Here is a 20,604-nt window from a genome sequence, read left to right as displayed (position 1 = left end):
AAAAAGTGGGCCGGATTATGCCAGAAACGCCCAAAAAAAGTAGGGCCCTCCCGTCAGGACGGCGTTATTCCGGCGTTTCCCAGGTGATTTACCTGCGCTGAACCGTTTTAGTGACGAGTATCTGACGGTATATCCACACCCGCCCCAGCGAACAATTGAGTGATATCGGCGGCATCAAACAGGTAGCGCTGGTTGCAGAACTGGCAATCGATCTCGATATTGCCGCCATGCTCGACAACTAATTCCTGCGCATCTTCCAGACCCAGACTGACCAGCGCATTGGCCGAACGCTCGCGGGAGCAACTGCAACGGAAGCGCAATTTCTGCACGTCGAACAAACGCACCTGCTCTTCATGATAGAGGCGATGCAGCACGGTTTCGTTGTCCAGGCTCAACAGTTCATCAGCGGTCAGGGTGCTGCCCAGCGCGGTGATGTGCTGCCAGCTCGCAGCACGTTCTTCTTCGTCTTTCAGGCGGTCGGCCGGCAGCTGTTGCAACAGTAGCCCACGGGCGCGACGACCATCGGCGTGCAGCCAGAAACGTGTACCCACTTGCTGGGACATGACGAAGTAATTGGTGAAGCATTCCGAGAGCGTCTCGCCGTCGAGGTCGACGATGCCCTGGTAGCGCTGGCCCTGACGCGGGTCAACGGTGAGCGCCAGCATGCCGTTGGGCATCAGGTCGGCCAGGGTCGCGTCGGGGGCGATCCGGTCCGCCTCGTAACGGGCCAGGCCACGGATTTCACGCTCGCTGGAGCACTCGATCATCAACAGCGGCACCGGGCCTTCGGAACGGGCCTGGAGAATCAGCAAGCCATCGAACTTCAAGGTGCCGACCAGCAACGACGCCGCCGCCATCAGTTCGCCGAGGAGTTGCGCAACCGGCTCCGGATAGGGGTGTTTGGCGAGGACTTCGGCATAGCTACGCTCCAACGCAACCAGCTCGCCGCGCGTGTCGCTGTCATCGAAGATGAAGCGTTGGGTGTAGTCGGTATCCGGTAAATCAGTCATAGGTCTGGGTATCTGAAGTAATGACAAAATGTGTACGAGGGCCGAAAATCACATTTAAGCACCGTTTTGGTGCGTGATTTGAAGCCATGGGAGGCATTTTATGAAGTATCCGGGTTTGTTCCAAGCTAGATGGAACCTCGGCGGATTGGCTCTGTGTAATTTAGTCCCGTTGGTGCTGCTGGGTTTCTGGTTATGGCCTGCGGGTCAGATGCTCTGTGTGCTTTTCGACGAATGGCTTTTTCGCTTGCTCAACGCTCCACTCGCCACGCATTCAACCTGGCTGCACGTGTGGGCCGTCGCCAGCCTGCGACCTTTCGACGCGGTGGTCGGAGTGATTTTGCTGACGCTGTTGATTCGCGGCAATTGGGTGTTCAAGACGAGCGATGTACGTCGCGGTTTTTTTGGATTTTTCTCGATCCTGCTATTAATGGTGGTGATTCGTGCGCTGTTTTCCAAGGTGGCGGCGCACATGGGCTGGCAACATCACAGCCCCTCGATGGTGATCGAGGGCGCGGTGCGCATGAGCGATTACTTCCCCGGGCTGGAAAAAGCCTGGGAGCTCAAGGATCGCTCCAGCCAGAGTTTCCCCGGTGATCACGCCTCGGTGTTGATTATCTGGGCGCTGTTTCTGACGCTGTTCAGCCGCACCTTCGGGCAGCTGCTGGTGATCTGGGGCCTGGCGGCGTTGTTCATGATGCCGCGCCTGGTGGCCGGTGCTCACTGGGGGCAGGACGATTACATCGGCGGCTTGCTGCTGGCGGTGTGGGCGTTGGGTTGGGGTTACTTCACGCCGTTTGCGTATCACGCTTCGAATTTCTGGCTGAAGGTGACGGCACCCATTTTCGCGCTGCTGGGCAAGTTGCCGGTGGTTTCGCGGATGAGTGTGGTTTCAGCCGCAAACTGAAGCCTTGCTAAATCCTGTGGCGAGGGCGCTTTCAGGAACGCCGCACCGTCCCGCTCGGCTGCGCAGCAGTCGCCAAACCAGTCAATCATTATTGTGTCTTAAAAAACATGATCGACTGAACAGGGCGTCCTTCGGCCGCCAGCGGGAGCAAGCTCCCTCGCCACAATTGTTTCAGGCACCGACTACTCGTCGTTGCTGCTGCCGCGAAACTTGAACAGGTCCCGGCGCTGTTTCTTGCTCGGCTTGCCATCAGTGCTCACGCCCAGGGCGCCCGCCTTGCGCTGAGCTGCCGCGTTTTCGCGTTTGGCGATGCTGGCTTCGGTCTCGGCGTACAGCGCCTGGGCTTCGGGGGCGCCACGGCGGACAATCGATAGCGCCTGGACCACCACGGTGCGCTCATCAAATCCGGCGCGAATCTGCAACTCGTCGCCAACCCTCGGTTCCTTGCCCGGTTTGCAGCGCTCGCCTCGGCAATGCACTTTGCCGCTTTCAATCGCCGCTTTGGCCAGCGCACGGGTTTTGTAAAAGCGCGCCGCCCACAACCACTTATCGAGACGGACCTTGTCGTCCTCTTCCTGTTTTTGTGCCATGGGGTTACCTCAATCTGAAATATTTATGAACTGTACTACCGTTTCTGTCGTGCCCTGAATTTCAGCGTCTGCGCTTACAATGCGCAACCTCCCCAGGTTGCACTTGGGGACCGGAAATCCAGGCTGTAGATATCTGTCGCCTTTTAACCACTATTCTGCGTGAATACCGCGAATTCGGCCGCTTCGCGGCGCGAGCGGGTTTCTCACCGGTTGAGCACTTTTGAAGACATTTGACCATTTGACCGTCGTGGGTCTGCGCGAGTGGGTGGCGCTCCCTGATTTGGGAGTCGCGGGCCTGCGGGCGAAGATCGACACTGGTGCCAGCACCTCCAGCCTGCACGCCACCGAGATAGAGCCGTTCGAGCGCGACGGGGAAACGTGGGTGCGCTTCAACGCGCACCTGGGCACGGTCGTGCAACTGCGTCACCGGCGCTGTGAAGCACCGCTGGTGACGATGAAAACCATTAAAAGCTCCAATGGCCACGCGCAGGTGCGCTACGTGATCAGCACCACCCTGGCGCTCGGCGATCGGGTCTGGCGGGTCGAATTCACGCTCGCCTGCCGCAAGTCCATGCGTTATCGCCTGTTACTCGGTTCCAAAGCCCTGATCGACGGCCAGTTGGTGGTCAATCCGGGCATTAAATACGTTCAAGACAAGCCGGTGTTCCCGGTGTCCACTACCTCTGCCACAGGTGTTGCATGAAGATCGCTGTGCTGTCGCGAAACCCGCGTCTGTATTCCACTCGTCGTCTGGTTGAGGCCGGCACCGAGCGTGGCCATGAAATGGTGGTGATCGACACCCTGCGCGCCTACATGAACATTGCCAGCCACAAGCCGCAGATCCACTACCGCGGCAAGCCACTGGAAGGCTTTGATGCGGTGATCCCGCGGATTGGCGCTTCGGTGACGTTTTATGGTTGCGCGGTGTTGCGCCAGTTCGAAATGATGGGCGTGTTCCCGCTCAACGAATCGGTGGCCATCGCCCGCTCGCGGGACAAACTGCGTTCGCTGCAATTGCTTTCGCGTCGCGGTATCGGCTTGCCGGTCACCGGTTTCGCCCACTCGCCGGACGACATCCCCGACCTGATCGAAATGGTCAACGGCGCACCACTGGTGATCAAGGTGCTGGAGGGCACGCAGGGCATCGGCGTGGTGCTGTGTGAAACGGCGACGGCGGCGGAGTCGGTGATCGAGGCGTTCATGGGCCTCAAGCAGAACATCATGGTGCAGGAATACATCAAGGAAGCCGGCGGCGCGGACATCCGCTGCTTCGTGGTCGGCGACAAGGTCATCGCGGCCATGAAACGTCAGGCCAAGCCTGGCGAATTCCGCTCCAACCTGCACCGTGGCGGCAGCGCCAGCCTGATCAAGATCACCCCGGAAGAACGCATGACCGCGTTGCGCGCGGCCAAGGTCATGGGTCTGGCGGTGGCAGGCGTGGATATCCTGCGCTCCAACCACGGGCCGCTGGTGATGGAAGTGAACTCTTCGCCGGGGCTGGAAGGCATCGAGACCACCACGGGCAAGAACGTGGCGGGGATCATCATCGAGCATCTTGAGAAGAATGGTGGGCCGAATATGACGCGCACCAAAGGCAAAGGATAAAAGCAGCCTCAAGCTGCAAGCTGAAAGAGAAGAGCAACAGCATCACACCGCTTCTCTCTTGCAGCTTGCAGCTTGAAACCTGCCGCTGCTTTTAGACCGCGTCTCTTGGCAGCATCAACCCCAACGGCAAGCGCACCCGCGCTTCCAGCCCGCCACCGGTACGGTTGCGCAGCTCGACATTGCCGCCATGCATCGACGCAATCCGCTTGACGATGGCCAGGCCCAACCCGGTGCCCTTGCCGCCCCGTGCGCGGTCGCCACGGGTGAAGGGGTTGAAGATTGCCTCCAGCTCCGACGGATCGATCCCGGCGCCACGGTCCATGACGCTCAGCACCACGTACGGCGCGCTGACATCCCCCGAGACATACGCCGCCACTTCGACGCCGCTGCCAGCGTGATGCAAGGCATTGCCGATCAGGTTGTTCAGCAGGCGCTTCATCGACACCCGGCGCAACGGGAACGGCTGGATCGGTTCCAGGCGCAAACGCACCCGTTCTTCGTTCTGGTTGTAAGGCGCAGCCACTTCACGCACCAGATCACTCAGGTCGACCTCTTCCACCGACTCGTCCCGACCATCGCGAATGAACGCCAGGAACTGGTCGAGAATCGCGTCCATGTCTTCAATGTCACGCACCATGTCGTCGCTCAGGTCGCTGTGGTTGCCCATCAGCTCCAGCGACAGCCTTAACCGCGTCAGCGGCGTGCGCAAATCATGGGACACCCCGGCGAGCATCAACTCGCGCTCGCGCCCGGCCTGCTCGACGTCCTCGGCCATTTGGTTGAAGGCCCGATACACCTCGGCCATCTCGCTGGGCGTGTCACTGATCGGCAGCCGCACGCTGCGGCCCTGGCCCAGTTGCCGTGCGGCATAGACCAAGCGTTTCAAGGGCTGGTTGAGCTGGCTGACGAAGATCCAGGCCGAGGCCGTGGACAGCAGCCCGATGGCGAGGAACCAGCCGAGCACGTTCCAGATTTTCTGGCCGCGCAACGGATGCGGGTACAACGGCACTTTCAGCCAGCCGTCGCCCAGGCTCGGCGCCCGAACCCAAAGCGCCGGCGGGGAATGCATGCGTAATCGCACTTCCGTGTCGGCACCCAGCTCGGCCTGCATCTGGCGTTGGTAGATTTCGCTGTACGGCCAGTGTTGTTCGCCCTCGGGCACACCGGCACCGACCACGCGGATCAGGGTTGCGGCGTCGGCGATCTTCTCGCGGTTGACCTCATCGGCCGCCCAATAGGCGCGCAACGTCAGGGCGACACCGTGGCTGTACTGGCGGTCCACCAGCACGTCCTCGTTCATCAACAGATAAACCAGGGTCAGCGCCTTGGAGAACAGCACGACGATCAGCACCAGCCAGAGGGTGCGCGAGAAAAAACTCTGGGGGAACCACACGGGGGTTTTCATAGGCGACAGCTACACACTTTGCAGGAGCGAGCGAGGCTCGCAGAGTTGCGGATCGCGAATCAACCGGACGCCATCAGGCGACGCCTGCCCGGTTGACCCGCTCCTACAAATCACCGGTTACTTGGTTGCGGCGCCGTCCGGCACGAACACGTAACCCACACCCCAAACGGTCTGGATGTAGCGCGGTTTCGAAGGATCAGGCTCGATCATCCGGCGCAGACGGGAAATCTGCACGTCGATGGATCGCTCCAGGGCATCCCACTCGCGGCCACGGGCCAGGTTCATCAACTTGTCGCGGGTCAGCGGTTGACGGGCGTTCATGACCAACGCCTTGAGCACCGCAAACTCACCGGTGGTGAGCATGTGCACTTCATCGCCACGCTTGAGTTCGCGGGTGGCCAGGGACAATTCATAGTCACCGAAGGTCACGCTCTCGTCTTCGCTGCCCGGCGCGCCTGGCACCGGTGCCGCCTGGCGACGCAGGACCGCTTTGACTCGCGCCATCAACTCGTCCGGGTTGAACGGCTTGGACAGGTAATCGTCGGCCCCCAGTTCCAGGCCCTTGATACGGCTCAGCTCGTCGCCCTTGGCGGTGAGCATGATGATCGGGATCTGGTTGTTCGACGCACGCAGACGGCGGCAGGCGGACAAACCGTCTTCACCGGGCAGCATCAGGTCGAGGACGACCAGATTGAAGACTTCACGCGCCAGCAAACGGTCCATTTGCTCGACATTCGGCACCGCGCGAGCGCGGAAGCCCTTGCTGACGAAAAAACGTTCCAGCAGGCTGCTGAGCCCTGGATCGTCGTCAACAATAAGAATTTTTTCGCCTTCAGCAGTTTGTGCAGTGCTGCTCATTGGATGCTCCTTTGATCTCGGCGCGCATTATGGCGTAGCTGCCGTTATACGCACCGTGTGCATTGTTAGCAGATTTTTCCTCTGTGGCCAGTAATCTGGCCATTGTGCCTACAGGTCGCAATGCCCCCATCGGGCAGATCGGCGGGTATAATGCGCGGCCTTTTGTGTCGGGCAACGTCTGATCGTTATTGTCAGTGGCGGCTTTTTATTTTTCATCGCCTGGCAGTAATTTTTCGATTCCACGGGTCAATGGGAAGCCTTTTGACCCAGGTAGCGGCGCAGGCCAGGCCGCTCAACCAGACTCGCAGAGCCCTATTCCTGCGCCCGCGAGCCTGCTTTCACAATTTGTCAGGTGGTTTTATGGACAGCATCAACAGCCGCATCGCCGAGGAACTCGGTGTACGCCCACAACAGGTCGAAGCGGCCGTCGCGCTACTCGATGAAGGCTCCACGGTGCCCTTCATCGCCCGCTACCGGAAAGAAGTGACCGGCAGCCTCGATGACATCCAGTTGCGTCATCTGGAAGAGCGTCTGCGCTACCTGCGAGAACTCGACGAACGGCGCATCAGCATCCTTGCCAGCATCGAAGAACAAGGCAAGCTAACCCCTCAACTGGAACGCGACATCAAGCTCGCCGACACCAAGACCCGCCTCGAAGACTTGTACCTGCCGTACAAACAGAAGCGCCGCACCAAGGGCCAGATCGCCCTGGAAGCCGGCCTCGGTGAGCTGGCCGACGGCCTGTTCAACGACCCTTCGCTGGCCCCGGACACGGAAGCGGTACGCTTCATCAACGCCGAAAAAGGCGTGGCAGATACCAAGGCTGCCCTCGAAGGCGCCAAATACATCCTCATGGAACGCTTCGCCGAAGACGCTGGCCTGCTCGACAAGCTGCGCAGCTACCTGAAGCAGGAAGCCACCCTGAGTGCCCGCGTCATCGCCGGCAAGGAAGAGGAAGGCGCCAAGTTCCGCGATTACTTCGAACACGACGAACCGCTCAAAAGCATGCCGTCGCACCGCGCCCTGGCGATTTTCCGTGGCCGCAACGAAGGCATCCTCAGCTCCGCACTGAAAGTCGGCGACGAACTGCCGGGCACCATGCACCCGTGCGAAGGCATGATCGGTCAGCAATTCGGCATCTCCAACCAGAACCGCCCGGCCGACAAATGGCTCGGTGAAGTGGTGCGCTGGACCTGGAAGGTCAAGCTCTACACCCACCTGGAAACCGACCTGCTGGGCGAACTGCGTGACGGCGCCGAGACCGAGGCGATCAACGTCTTCGCCCACAACCTGCACGACTTGCTGCTGGCCGCCCCGGCCGGCCCGCGCGCCACGCTGGGCCTGGACCCGGGCCTGCGCACCGGCTGCAAGGTCGCGGTGGTCGACGCCACCGGCAAGCTGCTGGACCACGCCACGGTGTACCCGCACGTGCCGCACAACAAGTGGGACCAGACCCTCGCCGTGCTTGCCGCCCTATGCGCCAAGCACTCGGTGGACCTGATCGCCATCGGCAACGGCACTGCCAGCCGTGAAACCGACAAGCTCGCCGCCGAACTGATCAAAAAATACCCGGCCATGAAAATGACCAAGGTCATGGTTTCTGAAGCCGGCGCTTCGGTGTACTCGGCCTCGGAACTGGCTTCCAAGGAATTCCCGGACCTCGACGTGTCGATCCGTGGCGCGGTGTCGATTGCCCGTCGCCTGCAAGATCCGTTGGCCGAACTGGTGAAGATCGACCCGAAATCCATCGGCGTCGGCCAGTACCAGCACGACGTCTCGCAGCTGAAACTGGCTCGCGGCCTGGACGCGGTGGTCGAAGACTGCGTAAACGCCGTCGGCGTGGATGTGAACACCGCGTCCGTGGCGCTGCTGGCCCGTATCTCCGGCCTCAACGCGACCCTGGCGCAGAACATCGTGGCCCACCGCGACGAACACGGCGCCTTCAAAACCCGTGCAGCGTTGAAAAAGGTCGCACGCTTGGGCGAAAAAACCTTCGAACAGGCGGCCGGGTTCTTGCGCGTGATGAACGGCGACAACCCGCTGGACTCGTCGGCCGTTCACCCGGAAGCCTACCCACTGGTGCAACGCATCGCGGCTGAAACCGATCGCGACATCCGTTCGCTGGTCGGCGACGCCAGCTTCCTCAAGCGTCTCGATCCGAAGAAGTACACCGACGAAACCTTCGGCTTGCCGACGGTCACCGACATCCTGCAAGAGCTGGAAAAACCGGGTCGCGACCCGCGTCCGGAGTTCAAGACCGCCGAATTCCAGGACGGCGTCGAAGACCTCAAGGACTTGCAACTGGGGATGATCCTCGAAGGTGTGGTGACCAACGTGACCAACTTCGGTGCTTTCGTCGATATCGGCGTTCATCAGGACGGTTTGGTGCATATCTCGGCACTTTCCGAGAAGTTCATCAAGGACCCGCGTGAAGCGGTGAAAGCTGGCGACGTGGTCAAGGTCAAGGTCATGGAAGTCGACATCCCGCGCAAACGCGTCGGTCTGTCGATGCGCATGAGCGACACCCCTGGCGAGAAGATCGACGGTGCCCGTGGCGCGCGTCCAGGTTCGGCGCCGCGTCAGCCTTCGAACGCCGCACCGCGCAAGGAAACCACGGCCGCCGCGCCGACCAACAACGCCATGGCGTCGTTGTTCGCCAACGCCAAGCAGTTGAAGAAACGCTGATGGACGTGTCGGCCGAGTTGATCGAAAGCGCGTTTTTTCGGCTGCTCGGCTGCCGTTTGCACAGTCTTGAGGCCGGGGTGGCGCACGTCGCCCTGGCCCTTGAGCCTGAACTGCGTAATCGCGGTGGCAAGCTGCACGGCGGGGCGATCTTCAGCCTGGTGGACATCGCCATGGGGCTGGCCTGTTCCAGCGTCCATGGCTTTGACCAGCAGAGCGCGACGATCGAGTGCAAGATCAACTACATCCGCGCCGTGGCTGACGGCGAGGTGATGTGCACGGCGCGGGTCATTCACCCGGGCCGGCGCACGCTGGTGGTCGAAGCAGAAGTGATGCAAGGCGACAAACTCGTCGCAAAAGCACAAGGCACGTTCGCTGTCCTGTAGATAGGTGTCATCAAATTGAGTTAATTTCGGCGCTGTGACCCTGTGGGAGCGGGCTTGCTCGCGAAGAGGGCGTATCAGTCAGCATTAATGCCACTGACACACCGCCTTCGCGAGCAAGCCCGCTCCCACAGGGTTTCAGTAGCTCACCTAACAGGGCTTTACGGCTCCAGAACCAGGCGAAAACGCCAGTTTTAACTTCACCCTTGTAGACCGTCTTGCCCACCCCCATATTGGGGCGACTGACGCGTGAAGGAATCCAACTTGAGCGAACTTCTCAACCGCCGCCTGGCTCTGCTCGGCGAGCGCGCTAACCTCTCTCTGCTCGAGCAGTGCCTGCACGGCATCGAGCGCGAATGCCTGCGCGTTACCGGCGAGGGTCGCCTGGCACAGACTCCGCACCCGGAAGCACTGGGCGCCGCGCTGACCAACGAACAGATCACCACCGACTACTCCGAATCGCTGCTGGAGTTCATCACGCCTGCCCTGCCGGACCCGGCAGACACCCTGGCGAACCTGGACAGTATTCACCGCTTTGCCTACAGCAAGCTCGGCAACGAGTACCTGTGGAGCCCATCGATGCCGTGCCCGTTGCCGGCCGAGGAAGATATCCCGATTGCCTATTACGGCACCTCCAACATCGGTCAACTCAAGTACGTCTACCGCAAGGGCCTGGCCCTGCGTTACGGCAAGACCATGCAGTGCATTGCCGGGATTCACTACAACTTTTCCCTGCCGGAAAAGCTCTGGCCGCTGCTCAAGGAAGCCGAAGGCTTTGTCGGCACTGACCGCGACTATCAGTCCTCGGCCTACATTGCGCTGATCCGCAACTTCCGCCGCTACAGCTGGCTGTTGATGTACCTGTTCGGCGCATCCCCGGCCCTGGACGCCGGGTTCCTGCGCGATCGTTCCCATCAGTTGGAACAGCTCGACGCCGACACGTTGTACCTGCCGTACGCCACCAGCCTGCGCATGAGCGACCTGGGTTACCAGAGCAACGCGCAAGCCGGGCTGACGCCGTGCTACAACGATTTGAGCAGCTACACCGACAGCCTGCGCAAAGCGGTGGCCACGCCTTACGCGCCGTACGTCGAAGTCGGCACGCACAAGGACGGTGAGTGGGTTCAGCTCAACACCAACATCCTGCAGATCGAAAACGAGTACTACTCCAACATCCGCCCCAAACGCGTGACCTACACCGGTGAGCGGCCGATTCAGGCGTTGGTGGCCCGTGGGATTCAGTACGTCGAAGTGCGGCTGCTGGACATCAACCCGTTTATGCCGATGGGCATCGACCTGCCTGAAGCACGCTTCCTCGATGCGTTCCTGCTGTATTGCGCGCTCAACGAGAGCCCGCTGCTGACCGCCAACACCTGTGGCAATGCGACGTCGAACTTCCTCAGCGTGGTCAAGGAAGGTCGCCGTCCGGGCCTGCAATTGCAGCGGGACGGTCAACCGGTCGACATGAAAGAGTGGGCCTTTGAGCTGCTCGAAAAAATCGCCCCACTGGCCGCGCTGCTGGATCAAAGCCACGGCGGTGACGCCCACAGCAAAGCCCTCGACGCACAACTGGCGAAGATCAAGGATTCGTCCCTGACCCCTTCCGCTCAGGTGCTGGCCGCGATGAGCGAACACAAGGAAAGCTTCGCCCGGTTCTCCCTGCGTCAGAGCCAGGCCCATGCCGAGTTCTTCCGCAGCGAACCGCTGGCGGCTGACGAACAGGCAAGGTTTGAAGCACTGGCGAGTTCCTCGCTGGTGCAACAGGCTGAGCTGGAACAGAACGAAGTCGGCGATTTCGATGTGTTCGTCGGCTCGTACCAGGCGAGCATCCTGGCGATCAGTAACTAAACACTGACGTCTGTGGCGAGGGAGCTTGCTCCCGCTCGGCTGCGCAGCAGTCGCAAGTGCAGTGACCGTGTTTAATCTGACACAACATCACTGCAGTATTGGGAGTCCTTCGGCCTCCAGCGGGAGCGAGCTCCCTCGCCACAAAAGCGCTACGTGCTCACTCCAGCCTAAAGTTTTCCGCTCATAAGCTCATTCGAAAAAGTTATTTATTTTCGAGTTCTTAGATCATTTAGTCTCATCACTCGCCGAAACCCCGGCCGCCTGATGAGGACTTTCATGATGAAATGGTACTTCCCCCTTCGCCTCCTTGCGGCCGCTTCCCTGGCCGCAGCCAGCCTGTTTGCTCACGCGGCGGACTTCACCGTCGCCTACCAGACCACCGTCGACCCGGCCAAAGTCGCCCAGGCCAACGGCGCCTATGAAACCGCCACCCACGCCAAAATCGACTGGCGCAAATTCGACAACGGTGCCGACATCATTGCCGCCATTGCTTCCGGTGATGTGCAGATCGGCTACCTCGGTTCCAGCCCCCTGACCGCCGCAATCACGCGCCAGGTTCCGGTGCAGACCTTTCTCATCGCCACCCAGATCGGCGCCGCCGAAGCACTGGTGGCGCGCGACGGTTCCGGGATCAAGACCCCGCAAGACCTGATCGGCAAGAAAGTCGCCGTGCCGTTTGTGTCCACTGGTCACTACAGCCTGCTGGCCGCGCTGAAACACTGGAACATCGACCCCTCCAAGGTGCAGATCCTCAACCTCGCGCCGCCAGCGATCATTGCCGCGTGGAAACGCGGTGACATCGACGCCACCTACGTGTGGGACCCGGCGCTGGGCGTGGCCAAGGAAAACGGCAAGGTGCTGATCACCTCCGGCGAACTGGCCAAGTTCGGCGCACCGACCTTCGATGCCTGGATCGTGCGCAAGGACTTCGCCGAGAAACACCCGGAAATCGTCACCGCGTTCGCCAAGGTCACCCTCGACGCCTACGCCGAATACCGCAAGGACCCGCAAGCCTGGCTCGCCGATAAAGGCAACGTCGACAAGCTGGTAAAACTGTCTGGCGCCAAGGCCGGCGACATCCCGTTGCTGCTGCAAGGCAACGTCTACCCGCTGGCAGCTGACCAGGTGCTGAGCCTCGGCGCACCAACCACCAAAGCCATTACCGACACCGCTACGTTCCTCAAAGAGCAGGGCAAGGTCGACGCCGTCCTGCCGGATTACGCGCCGTACGTCAGCGCCCAATACATCACCCACTGATCGGAGCACATCGCGATGGCTTTGCTACAGCTGGAGCGCATCAGCGCACAGTACCCCGGTGCAGCGGAACCTGTGCTGGCGGATATTTCCCTGAGCCTTGGGCCCCAGCAGTTGCTGGTCGCCCTCGGCCCTTCCGGCAGTGGCAAGACTTCGCTGTTGAACCTGATTGCCGGCTTCGTCGAACCCAGCGCCGGGCGTATCACCCTCGATGGCGTGCCGGTCAAAGGCCCCAGCGCCGAGCGCGGCGTGGTATTCCAGGATGACGCGTTGCTGCCCTGGCAGGATGTGTTGGCCAATGTCGGGTTTGGCCTGGAACTGGCTGGCGCTCCGCGGGACAAACGTGAACAGCGTGCCCGTGAAATGCTCGCGCTGGTGGACCTCGCCGGGTTCGATTCACGGCGCATCTGGCAGCTCTCAGGTGGCCAGAAGCAGCGTGTCGGCCTGGCCCGCGCCCTCGCCGCCGACCCACGCGTGCTGCTGATGGACGAACCCTTCGGTGCCCTTGACGCCTTCACCCGCGAACAGATGCAGGAACTGTTGCTGCAAGTCTGGCGACGCACCGCCAAACCGGTATTCCTGATTACCCACGACATCGAAGAAGCAGTGTTCCTGGCCACCGACCTGATTCTGCTGGCGCCAAACCCTGGGCAAATCGTCGAACGCCTGAGCCTGGACTTCGGCCAGCGTCATGCGGCCGGTGAATCGGCCCGGGCGATCAAGTCCGACCCGCGCTTTATCGAAACCCGCGAACACGTTCTGGCCCGTGTGTTCTCCCAACGGCAGGAGCGCGCCTGATGAGCAGCTATGAGATGGCGGCGACCACCAAACCCTCCCACTCACCGACAGTGATCCCGCTGCGCCGCAGCCTCGGCACCCGCTGGATCAGCCTGCTGACGCTGTTTGCGCTGCTCGGCCTCTGGTGGGCGGTGACCGCCAGTGGCCTGATCGAGCCGTTGTTCCTGCCGCCTCCATCCGCCGTATTGCAAAAAGGCTGGCTGCTGGTGACTACCGGTTACATGGATTCGACCCTTTGGCAGCATCTGGGGGCAAGCCTGAGCCGTATCGGTCTGGGCCTCGGCTTCGCGGTGCTGACCGCCGTGCCGGTGGGCATTGCCATCGGTCACAACCGTATCGCGCGCGGCATTCTCGATCCGCTGATCGAGTTCTACCGCCCTATTCCACCGCTGGCTTACCTGCCGCTGATCGTGATCTGGTGCGGCATCGGTGAGCTGTCCAAGGTGTTGCTGATTTACCTGGCGATCTTCGCCCCCATCGCCATCGCCACGGCCACCGGCGTACGTACCGTCGACCCGGCCAAACTGCGAGCGGCCCAGTCGTTGGGGGCAACTCGGGCGCAGTTGATTCGTCATGTGATTCTGCCAAGTGCCTTGCCGGACATTTTGACCGGTGTGCGCATTGGTCTGGGCGTGGGCTGGTCAACGCTGGTCGCCGCCGAACTGATTGCCGCCACCAGCGGTCTGGGTTTCATGGTGCAGTCGGCCGCACAGTTCCTGGTCACCGATGTGGTGGTGTTGGGGATTCTGGTGATCGCGCTGATCGCCTTCTCCATGGAAATGGGCCTGCGCGCCCTGCAACGCAAACTGGTTCCGTGGCACGGCCAGGCACACTAATTATTCATGTGGAAGCGAGCCTGCTCGCGAAGGCAGTGTGTCAGGCAAATTTGCTTTGACTGATGAACCGCTTTCGCGAGCAGGTCGGATCGCCGCACCGTCGCTCCCACAGTCGGCACCCCGGATTGAAGAAAACCACCATGAGCACCCTGAACATCGTCCCTTTAAGCTCCGCCCTCGGCGCGCAAATCAGCGGCGTCGATATCTCCCAGCCGCTGAATGTCGAGCAACGCGATGCCATCGAGCAGGCACTGCTCAAGCATCAGGTGCTGTTCTTTCGCGACCAGCCGATCAACCCGCAACAGCAAGCGCGATTCGCGGCGAACTTCGGCGACCTGCACATTCATCCGATCTACCCGAACGTGCCCGAACAACCTGAAGTACTGATCCTCGACACCGCTGAAACCGACGTACGCGACAACGCCGTGTGGCACACCGACGTGACCTTCCTGCCGACTCCGGCGCTGGGTGCGGTGCTCAGCGCCAAGCTGTTGCCCGAGTTTGGTGGCGACACGTTGTGGGCCAGCGGCATTGCCGCTTTTGAAGCCTTGTCCGAACCGCTGAAAGCCCTCCTGAACGGCTTGAGCGCGACCCACGACTTCGTCAAATCCTTCCCGCTGGAACGCTTCGGCACCACCCCGGAGGCCCTGGCCCAGTGGGAAGAAGCACGCCGCAAGAACCCGCCGCTGTCTCACCCGGTGGTCCGCACCCACCCGGTGAGCGGGCGCAAGTCGCTGTTCGTCAACGAAGGCTTCACAACGAAAATCAATGAACTGACGGAAACCGAAAGCGAGGCGATTCTGAAGCTGCTGTTCGCCCATGCCACCCGCCCGGAGTTCACCATCCGCTGGCGCTGGCAGCCAAACGATGTGGCCTTCTGGGACAACCGCGTGACCCAGCATTTTGCGGTGGACGATTACCGCCCGGCACGGCGAGTCATGCACCGGGCAACGGTGCTGGGGGATGTGCCTTACTGAGTGATATCACCCAGGTCATGGATCAACACAGCGACGAGGCGTACGAACAAACGTTCAACATCAACACTCGCGGCACTTTCGACGCCCTGCGCGAAGCCGCGACCCGCTTGAATGACGGCCGCCCCGGATTCGGGTTGGGTCAACGGGCAGCTTTTGCGAATAAATGGTGGGGTGGCTTGACTATGCTCTACAGCAAGAAAGTAGATGAACAGTTGCCCGGACTGACACTGAGATGAACCCATCGCGAGCAGGCTCGCTCCCACACAGGATCTGTGTTCAACACAAAACCCTGCGGGTGCGAGCCTGCTCCGGGCGGCGCTCCGACGATGGCGGCTGATCGGGCAACAGACACTTCAAGGGCGGAGCGCACCATGCACACCACCATCATCATTACCTTCGGCCTGATCCTGCTGGCGCTGATGCTGTTCATCGGCCAGAGACTCGGCTTCAGTCGCCAGACCCTGACCTACAGTTTCATTGTGCTGTGGCTGGCGCTGACCGTGATCAACGGCGCCATCGGCATGATCACCGCCGGCCAATCGCTGACCTCCGAGCTGATGGTCGGCTTCATGGTGTTTGGTGTACCGGTGGCGGCACTGGTGCTGTTCATGGCCCTTACAGCAGAGGCCTGAACAGCACCGCCCCGGTCAACGCACCAGGTGCAGGAACTGCATGTGCCGCTCGTACTGGTCGAGGATGTCGTTGATGATCTGCTCCTTGGTGTAACCCACCAGATCGTAATCCTGACTGCCCTCACTCAAATGCACTTCGGCCCGGTAGTAACGACGGTTGTTGAGTTCCTTGGAGCCCATCCCGCCACGGGCGAAGGACGGCGTGAAGTAACCGCGCATCTGCACCTGATAAATGAACGGATGTTGTTCGCCATGGCCGATTTCCAGGCTGACGCTGTCATTGGCCGGGTCCGGCTGCGTGACCACGTTCAGGCCTTTCTCGACGAACACCGCCGTCACTTCCTCAATCGCCGGACGCACCGTGGTGTCGAGGAAACGATACACCTCGTCGCGAGACGGGAAATGCACCGCCTGACTCAAGCGCTGACGCCAGCCGCCCTTGCCGCGCCGTGAGGCCGAAACCGGCGCCAGCGAGTGCAACTGGGCGATCTGCTTCTGTGATTCCAGGTAGAACGCCTTGTGCAGCCCCCACATCATCAGCAGCAAGATCATCGAGAACGGCAGTGACGTGAGCACCACCGCGGACTTCAGCGAATCGATACTGCCGGCGAACAACAGCGCACTGGTCACCAGTGCGGTCATCGCGCCCCAGAACACCCGCAGCCATTTTGGCCCGTCCTCGTCGGCATTGCCGCCCTTGGCCGACAACGTAGAGAGCACCACGGTGCCGGAGTCGGCCGAGGTGACGAAGAACACGAAGCTGATGAACACCGTAACGGCGATCACCGTTTTGCTCCACGGGTAGGTTTCCAGCAGCAGGTAAAGGGTCATCGACGGATTGTCGATGGCCGACATGCCCAGGGCGCTCATGCCATGGTTGAGTACTTGGTCAATGGCGCTGTTGCCGAAGATCGACATCCACGCGAGGGTGAAACCGAGCGGAATCAGCAGCACGCCGAAGACAAACTCACGGATGGTCCGGCCCCGGGAAATCCGTGCAATGAACAGGCCCACGAACGGCGACCATGCAATCCACCAGGCCCAGTAAAACACCGTCCAGCCGCCCAGCCAGTCGCTGGGTTTGTCGTAGGCGTACAGGTCGAAACTCTTCATCGGCAAGGCGCCGAGGTAATCGCCGAGGTTCTGGATCAGGGTGTTGAGCAAGTGCTGGGTGGGGCCGGCGAACAACACAAACAGCAACAGCGCACAGGCCAGCAGCATGTTGATGTCGGACATCACCCGCACGCCTTTGTCGACGCCGGCAACGGCGACAATGATCGCCGCGCCCATCATCAGCGTGATCAGGCCGACCTGAATCCACTGGGTGTGGGCGATGCCGAACAGGTAGTCGAGGCCCGAGTTGAGGTGCAGCACGCCGAACCCCATGTCGGCACCGAGGCCAAACACCGTGGCAATGATGCCGAAGCCGTCCACCGCGTAACCGATGGGGCCGTTGATGCGTTTGCCGATCAGCGGGTACAGCGCCGAGCGCAGGGCCAGCGGCAGGTTATGCCGGTAAGCGAAGTACGCCAGCGCCATGCCGACAAAGGCAAACACGCCCCAGCCATGCAGGCCCCAGTGCAGAAACAGAATCTGCATCGCCTGGCGCGCTGCGTCCGCCGTACCAGCTTCGCCCTGGGGCGGTTGCAGCATGTGGGTCAGGGGTTCGGAGACACAGAAGAAAAACAGCGTGATGCTGATCCCGGCGGCGAACAGCATGCCGGCCCAGGACAGGTAACTGAATTCGGGCTCGTCGTGGTCGGCACCGAGTTTTATCTTGCCGTAGCCAGACAAAGCGGTGACCACCACGAAGACCAGATACAGGGTCATCGCCAGCATGTAGTACCAGCCGACCGTATTGGCCGCCCAGTTTTGCGCCGCCAGAAGCCAGGCGCCGGACTGTTGCGGGAAGGCGATCACCACCAGGCCGAACAGCAGAATGAAAGTCGCCGAAAAGTAAAACACCGGCGGGTTCATGCGGATTTGACCGCTGGGAGGGGTGGACGATGCACTCATGAAGCGTGCACCTCGAGGGGGTGAAACGTGGCTGTCAATAACGGACTCAGCAAAGGCAAGCCTCCTGTTGTGAGCGGGCAGCGAACCACCGGTCTAACTTGAATGAACGTTCAAGTTAAACATGGATGGGCTGTGAGGACTAATCGCAAGGCCTGACGGTAGTTTTCCTACAGTAGCCCAAGAAGAGGGATGACGCGGGTTTGAGGGGATCGTTCAGTGCCCCTCACCCTGACCCTCTCCCTGAGGGAGAGGGGACTGATTGGGGGATATTTGAGAGATACGCCGACCTGATCCTGATTTACCGAATCCATAATCGACTGGGTGTTTCAAGTCGATGCATGACCCAAGACACCTCGGTCGGCCCCCTCTCCCTCCGGGAGAGGGCTGGGGTGAGGGTAGCTTTTATCGCCTTACTTCTGCGTCCCGTCATCATGCTGCAAATTCGCCTGCGTCAGGTTGCACCCAGCCGGCACGCTGCGGGTCAGCCAGACGTTACCGCCGATAGTCGAGCCCTTGCCGATGGTGATCCGCCCCAGAATCGTCGCGCCGGCATAAATCACCACGTCGTCTTCGACAATTGGATGGCGTGGGTGGCCCTTCTGCAACTGCCCGTCTTCGTCGGCCGGGAAGCGCTTGGCGCCGAGAGTCACGGCCTGATAAATACGCACGCGTTCGCCGATGATCGCGGTCTCGCCAATCACCACACCCGTTCCATGATCGATGAAGAAGCTGCGACCAATCTGCGCACCGGGGTGAATGTCGATGCCGGTGGCCGAGTGGGCGATTTCCGCACTGATCCGCGCCAGCAGCGGCAGCCCGGCACGATACAAATGGTGGGCCAGGCGATGGTGAATCACCGCCAGAATCCCCGGATAGCACAACAACACCTCATCGACGCTACGCGCCGCCGGGTCGCCGTGATACGCCGCCAGCACATCGGTGTCGAGCAGGCTGCGCAAGCCCGGCAAGGCCAGGGCGAAATCCTGAATCAGGCTGATAGCCTGCTTTTCAACGGCAGTGTCGACCTGAGCACTCTGGCGTGCCACGTAGCGCAGCTCAAGCCGCGCCTGGCCGAGCAAGGCATTGAGCGCCACGTCCAGGGTGTGGCCGACGTAAAAGTCTTCACTCTCCTCACGCAAATCCACCGGCCCCAGCCGCATCGGGAACAAGGCGCCGCACAGCGCTTCGAGAATCTCGGCCATGGCCGCGCGCGAAGGCAGTTCCCGCCCGCCCTGCTCGCCGCTCACCCGACCATTCTGCGCTCGCCACTGGTCGCGGGCGGTACGCAGTTGACTGACGATGGTCTGCAATTGCCAATGGCTGGAACGCTCGCTCACGGTAAAGATTCCTTACGACGGGCGGCCGGACAATCGGGCCGCGCAAACGACGTTCACTTTACGGCATCGCTCCAAGCCAGATTTAAGAACTAATTGTTCTGTTCTCAGCATTTTTTGGCATAAGCGAATGCAAGTTGCCCGGTCGTATCAGCCTGCCTATAGTCCAGACATCTCCTACAGCCTGTGCGTAGCCATGATCAAACAACAGCTTGCTCGCTTCAATCGACTGGACCTGCTGGGCACCGCCACCGCCCTGGAAAAACTCGAACGCCTGTCGGCCTGGCTGGGGCGCGATGTGTACGTCAAGCGCGACGACCTGACGCCGCTGGCGCTGGGCGGCAACAAGCTGCGCAAACTCGAATACCTCGCCGCCGATGCCCTGGCGCAAGGGGCCGACACCTTGATCACGGCCGGTGCGATCCAGTCCAACCATGTGCGCCAGACTGCCGCCCTCGCTGCGAAACTCGGCCTGGGCTGCATCGCGCTGCTGGAAAACCCCATCGGCACCCATGACAGCAATTACCTGGGTAACGGCAACCGGCTGCTGCTGGAACTGTTCGATGCCAAGGTCGAGCTGGTGGACAACCTGGACAATGCCGACCAGCAACTGCAAGCCCTGGCCGAGCGCCTGCGCAGCAACGGCAAAAAGCCTTACCTTGTCCCCATTGGCGGTTCCAACGCATTGGGCGCGCTGGGTTACGTGCGCGCCGGGCTGGAACTGGCCGAACAGATCAAGGACACCGGGCTGGACTTCGCCGCCGTGGTCCTGGCCTCGGGCAGCGCCGGCACTCACAGCGGCCTGGGCCTGGCCTTGAGCGAAGCGTTGCCACAGATGCCGGTGATTGGCGTCACCGTGTCGCGCAGTGACGAAGACCAACGCCCGAAGGTCCAGGGCCTGGCCGAACGCACCGCCGAGCTGCTTGGCGTCCCGCTGGCCGCGAGCTTCAAGGTCGAGTTGTGGGACGAGTATTTTGCTCCGCGCTACGGCGAACCGAATGCCGGAACCCTGGCGGCGATCAAGTTGCTGGCCAGTCAGGAAGGTTTGTTGCTGGACCCGGTCTATACAGGCAAGGCCATGGCCGGTTTGCTCGATGGCATCAGCCGCCAGCGCTTCGATGACGGCCCGATCATCTTCCTGCACACCGGTGGGGCACCGGCGTTGTTTGCCTACACTTCGGTGTGGTGAGTAGGCAGCAGACAGCTTTTGTGTGGCGAGGGAGCTTGCTCCCGCTGGGGTGCGAAGCGCCCCCCAAACCTGCACCCCCGTGATTCAGTTGAATCGTGGTGACAGCTTTGCGACTGCTTCGCAGCCGGGCGGGACGGTGCGGCGTTGCGACACGCTCCCTCGCCACAGGTCTGCTGCAAGGTCCAGGGTCGCGCAATCGCATATGCAAATTAAGAATAACAAACATAATATTTATTATTTTCTAATCTAAAAATCTCATCATATAGTCTCGCCACAGGCGAAG

18 protein-coding genes and 1 pseudogene are annotated in these 20,604 nt (G+C 61.1%); 13 read left to right on the top strand and 6 right to left on the bottom strand.

The features are described from left to right. Positions 1–107: 107 nt before the first annotated feature. The gene (hslO, locus tag AC1Z1G_RS01320) at positions 108–1,010 is read right to left on the bottom strand and encodes an Hsp33 family molecular chaperone HslO (protein WP_483624228.1); all 903 of its coding nucleotides are present in this window, start codon (positions 1,008–1,010) and stop codon (positions 108–110) included. Positions 1,011–1,110: 100 nt separating this feature from the next. Between hslO and AC1Z1G_RS01315 the strand changes: the two genes are divergently transcribed. After that, on the top strand, positions 1,111–1,914 hold the full coding sequence (locus tag AC1Z1G_RS01315; RefSeq protein ID WP_483624227.1) for a phosphatase PAP2 family protein: 804 nt from the start codon (positions 1,111–1,113) through the stop codon (positions 1,912–1,914). A gap of 182 nt (positions 1,915–2,096) precedes the next feature. Here the strand turns inward: AC1Z1G_RS01315 and AC1Z1G_RS01310 are convergent, their stop codons facing one another. Continuing rightward, positions 2,097–2,504, bottom strand: coding sequence for an RNA-binding S4 domain-containing protein (locus AC1Z1G_RS01310; protein ID WP_347903227.1), 408 nt, complete (start codon positions 2,502–2,504; stop codon positions 2,097–2,099). A 220-nt stretch (positions 2,505–2,724) separates the two neighbouring features. Between AC1Z1G_RS01310 and rimB the strand changes: the two genes are divergently transcribed. Both rimB and rimK read left to right on the top strand, forming a co-directional pair. After that, complete coding sequence (gene rimB, locus AC1Z1G_RS01305) at positions 2,725–3,207, top strand: retropepsin-like aspartic endopeptidase RimB (RefSeq protein WP_347903226.1); 483 nt, start codon at positions 2,725–2,727, stop codon at positions 3,205–3,207. Then, positions 3,204–4,109 carry a 30S ribosomal protein S6--L-glutamate ligase gene (rimK, locus tag AC1Z1G_RS01300; RefSeq protein ID WP_057725432.1) on the top strand — a complete coding sequence of 302 codons (906 nt, stop codon included), beginning with the start codon at positions 3,204–3,206 and terminating at the stop codon, positions 4,107–4,109. The genes rimB and rimK overlap by 4 nt, the downstream gene beginning before the upstream one ends. 91 nt (positions 4,110–4,200) lie before the next feature. Here the strand turns inward: rimK and AC1Z1G_RS01295 are convergent, their stop codons facing one another. Further along, a complete protein-coding gene (locus AC1Z1G_RS01295; RefSeq protein ID WP_483624224.1) occupies positions 4,201–5,514 on the bottom strand; it encodes an ATP-binding protein in 1,314 nt (437 codons plus the stop codon). Between the two features lie 117 nt (positions 5,515–5,631). Next, a complete protein-coding gene (gene ompR / locus AC1Z1G_RS01290; RefSeq protein WP_347903224.1) occupies positions 5,632–6,372 on the bottom strand; it encodes an osmolarity response regulator transcription factor OmpR in 741 nt (246 codons plus the stop codon). A 360-nt stretch (positions 6,373–6,732) separates the two neighbouring features. Here ompR and AC1Z1G_RS01285 point away from each other — a divergent pair, with 360 nt between their 5' ends. The 9 genes and pseudogenes from AC1Z1G_RS01285 (at position 6,733) to AC1Z1G_RS01245 (ending at position 15,782) form a co-directional block, all read left to right on the top strand. Then, positions 6,733–9,057, top strand: coding sequence for a Tex family protein (locus AC1Z1G_RS01285; RefSeq protein ID WP_483624222.1), 2,325 nt, complete (start codon positions 6,733–6,735; stop codon positions 9,055–9,057). After that, positions 9,057–9,440, top strand: a complete 384-nt coding sequence (locus AC1Z1G_RS01280; protein ID WP_483624221.1) for a PaaI family thioesterase — start codon at positions 9,057–9,059, stop codon at positions 9,438–9,440. The genes AC1Z1G_RS01285 and AC1Z1G_RS01280 overlap by 1 nt, the downstream gene beginning before the upstream one ends. A 261-nt stretch (positions 9,441–9,701) precedes the next feature. After that, the gene (gene gshA, locus AC1Z1G_RS01275) at positions 9,702–11,285 is read left to right on the top strand and encodes a glutamate--cysteine ligase (RefSeq protein ID WP_483624219.1); all 1,584 of its coding nucleotides are present in this window, start codon (positions 9,702–9,704) and stop codon (positions 11,283–11,285) included. Between the two features lie 279 nt (positions 11,286–11,564). Further along, the gene (tauA, locus tag AC1Z1G_RS01270) at positions 11,565–12,542 is read left to right on the top strand and encodes a taurine ABC transporter substrate-binding protein (protein ID WP_483627721.1); all 978 of its coding nucleotides are present in this window, start codon (positions 11,565–11,567) and stop codon (positions 12,540–12,542) included. Positions 12,543–12,557: 15 nt separating this feature from the next. After that, the gene (tauB, locus tag AC1Z1G_RS01265; protein ID WP_483624218.1) at positions 12,558–13,337 is read left to right on the top strand and encodes a taurine ABC transporter ATP-binding subunit; all 780 of its coding nucleotides are present in this window, start codon (positions 12,558–12,560) and stop codon (positions 13,335–13,337) included. Beyond that, positions 13,337–14,173 (top strand): taurine ABC transporter permease TauC, encoded by an 837-nt coding sequence (tauC, locus tag AC1Z1G_RS01260; protein WP_483624216.1) that lies wholly within the window; start codon positions 13,337–13,339, stop codon positions 14,171–14,173. The genes tauB and tauC overlap by 1 nt, the downstream gene beginning before the upstream one ends. Positions 14,174–14,313: 140 nt before the next feature. Continuing rightward, positions 14,314–15,150 carry a taurine dioxygenase gene (gene tauD / locus AC1Z1G_RS01255; protein ID WP_483624214.1) on the top strand — a complete coding sequence of 279 codons (837 nt, stop codon included), beginning with the start codon at positions 14,314–14,316 and terminating at the stop codon, positions 15,148–15,150. Positions 15,151–15,173: 23 nt separating this feature from the next. Next, positions 15,174–15,269, top strand: a pseudogene (locus AC1Z1G_RS01250) (3-ketoacyl-ACP reductase); the annotation flags it as partial. Between the two features lie 252 nt (positions 15,270–15,521). Next, positions 15,522–15,782, top strand: a complete 261-nt coding sequence (locus tag AC1Z1G_RS01245; RefSeq protein ID WP_483624212.1) for a hypothetical protein — start codon at positions 15,522–15,524, stop codon at positions 15,780–15,782. Between the two features lie 15 nt (positions 15,783–15,797). On the opposite strand, the gene betT is transcribed toward AC1Z1G_RS01245, so the two are convergent. Next, positions 15,798–17,759: a choline transporter BetT gene (gene betT, locus AC1Z1G_RS01240; RefSeq protein WP_483627720.1), complete on the bottom strand. Its 1,962-nt coding sequence runs from the start codon at positions 17,757–17,759 to the stop codon at positions 15,798–15,800. A 449-nt stretch (positions 17,760–18,208) separates the two neighbouring features. Continuing rightward, positions 18,209–19,135: a serine O-acetyltransferase EpsC gene (epsC, locus tag AC1Z1G_RS01235; RefSeq protein ID WP_483624211.1), complete on the bottom strand. Its 927-nt coding sequence runs from the start codon at positions 19,133–19,135 to the stop codon at positions 18,209–18,211. A 193-nt stretch (positions 19,136–19,328) separates the two neighbouring features. Between epsC and AC1Z1G_RS01230 the strand changes: the two genes are divergently transcribed. Beyond that, positions 19,329–20,321, top strand: coding sequence for a D-cysteine desulfhydrase (locus AC1Z1G_RS01230; RefSeq protein ID WP_483624209.1), 993 nt, complete (start codon positions 19,329–19,331; stop codon positions 20,319–20,321). Positions 20,322–20,604 lie beyond the last annotated feature (283 nt).

Source organism: Pseudomonas sp. JL27(2026) (assembly GCF_056933555.1).
The sequence above is the reverse complement of the archived record's forward strand: the minus strand, read 5'-3'. Positions and strand labels throughout refer to the sequence as shown.

Excerpts from the sequence above, each read along its gene's own strand:
- hslO (WP_483624228.1), bottom strand. The coding sequence starts at position 1,010 with ATGACTGATTTACCGGATACCGACTACACCCAACGCTTCATCTTCGAT.
- AC1Z1G_RS01315 (WP_483624227.1), top strand. The coding sequence starts at position 1,111 with ATGAAGTATCCGGGTTTGTTCCAAGCTAGATGGAACCTCGGCGGATTG.
- AC1Z1G_RS01310 (WP_347903227.1), bottom strand. The coding sequence starts at position 2,504 with ATGGCACAAAAACAGGAAGAGGACGACAAGGTCCGTCTCGATAAGTGG.
- rimK (WP_057725432.1), top strand. The coding sequence starts at position 3,204 with ATGAAGATCGCTGTGCTGTCGCGAAACCCGCGTCTGTATTCCACTCGT.
- AC1Z1G_RS01295 (WP_483624224.1), bottom strand. The coding sequence starts at position 5,514 with ATGAAAACCCCCGTGTGGTTCCCCCAGAGTTTTTTCTCGCGCACCCTC.
- ompR (WP_347903224.1), bottom strand. The coding sequence starts at position 6,372 with ATGAGCAGCACTGCACAAACTGCTGAAGGCGAAAAAATTCTTATTGTT.
- AC1Z1G_RS01285 (WP_483624222.1), top strand. The coding sequence starts at position 6,733 with ATGGACAGCATCAACAGCCGCATCGCCGAGGAACTCGGTGTACGCCCA.
- AC1Z1G_RS01280 (WP_483624221.1), top strand. The coding sequence starts at position 9,057 with ATGGACGTGTCGGCCGAGTTGATCGAAAGCGCGTTTTTTCGGCTGCTC.
- tauA (WP_483627721.1), top strand. The coding sequence starts at position 11,565 with ATGAAATGGTACTTCCCCCTTCGCCTCCTTGCGGCCGCTTCCCTGGCC.
- tauB (WP_483624218.1), top strand. The coding sequence starts at position 12,558 with ATGGCTTTGCTACAGCTGGAGCGCATCAGCGCACAGTACCCCGGTGCA.
- tauC (WP_483624216.1), top strand. The coding sequence starts at position 13,337 with ATGAGCAGCTATGAGATGGCGGCGACCACCAAACCCTCCCACTCACCG.
- tauD (WP_483624214.1), top strand. The coding sequence starts at position 14,314 with ATGAGCACCCTGAACATCGTCCCTTTAAGCTCCGCCCTCGGCGCGCAA.
- AC1Z1G_RS01245 (WP_483624212.1), top strand. The coding sequence starts at position 15,522 with ATGCACACCACCATCATCATTACCTTCGGCCTGATCCTGCTGGCGCTG.
- betT (WP_483627720.1), bottom strand. The coding sequence starts at position 17,759 with ATGAACCCGCCGGTGTTTTACTTTTCGGCGACTTTCATTCTGCTGTTC.
- AC1Z1G_RS01230 (WP_483624209.1), top strand. The coding sequence starts at position 19,329 with ATGATCAAACAACAGCTTGCTCGCTTCAATCGACTGGACCTGCTGGGC.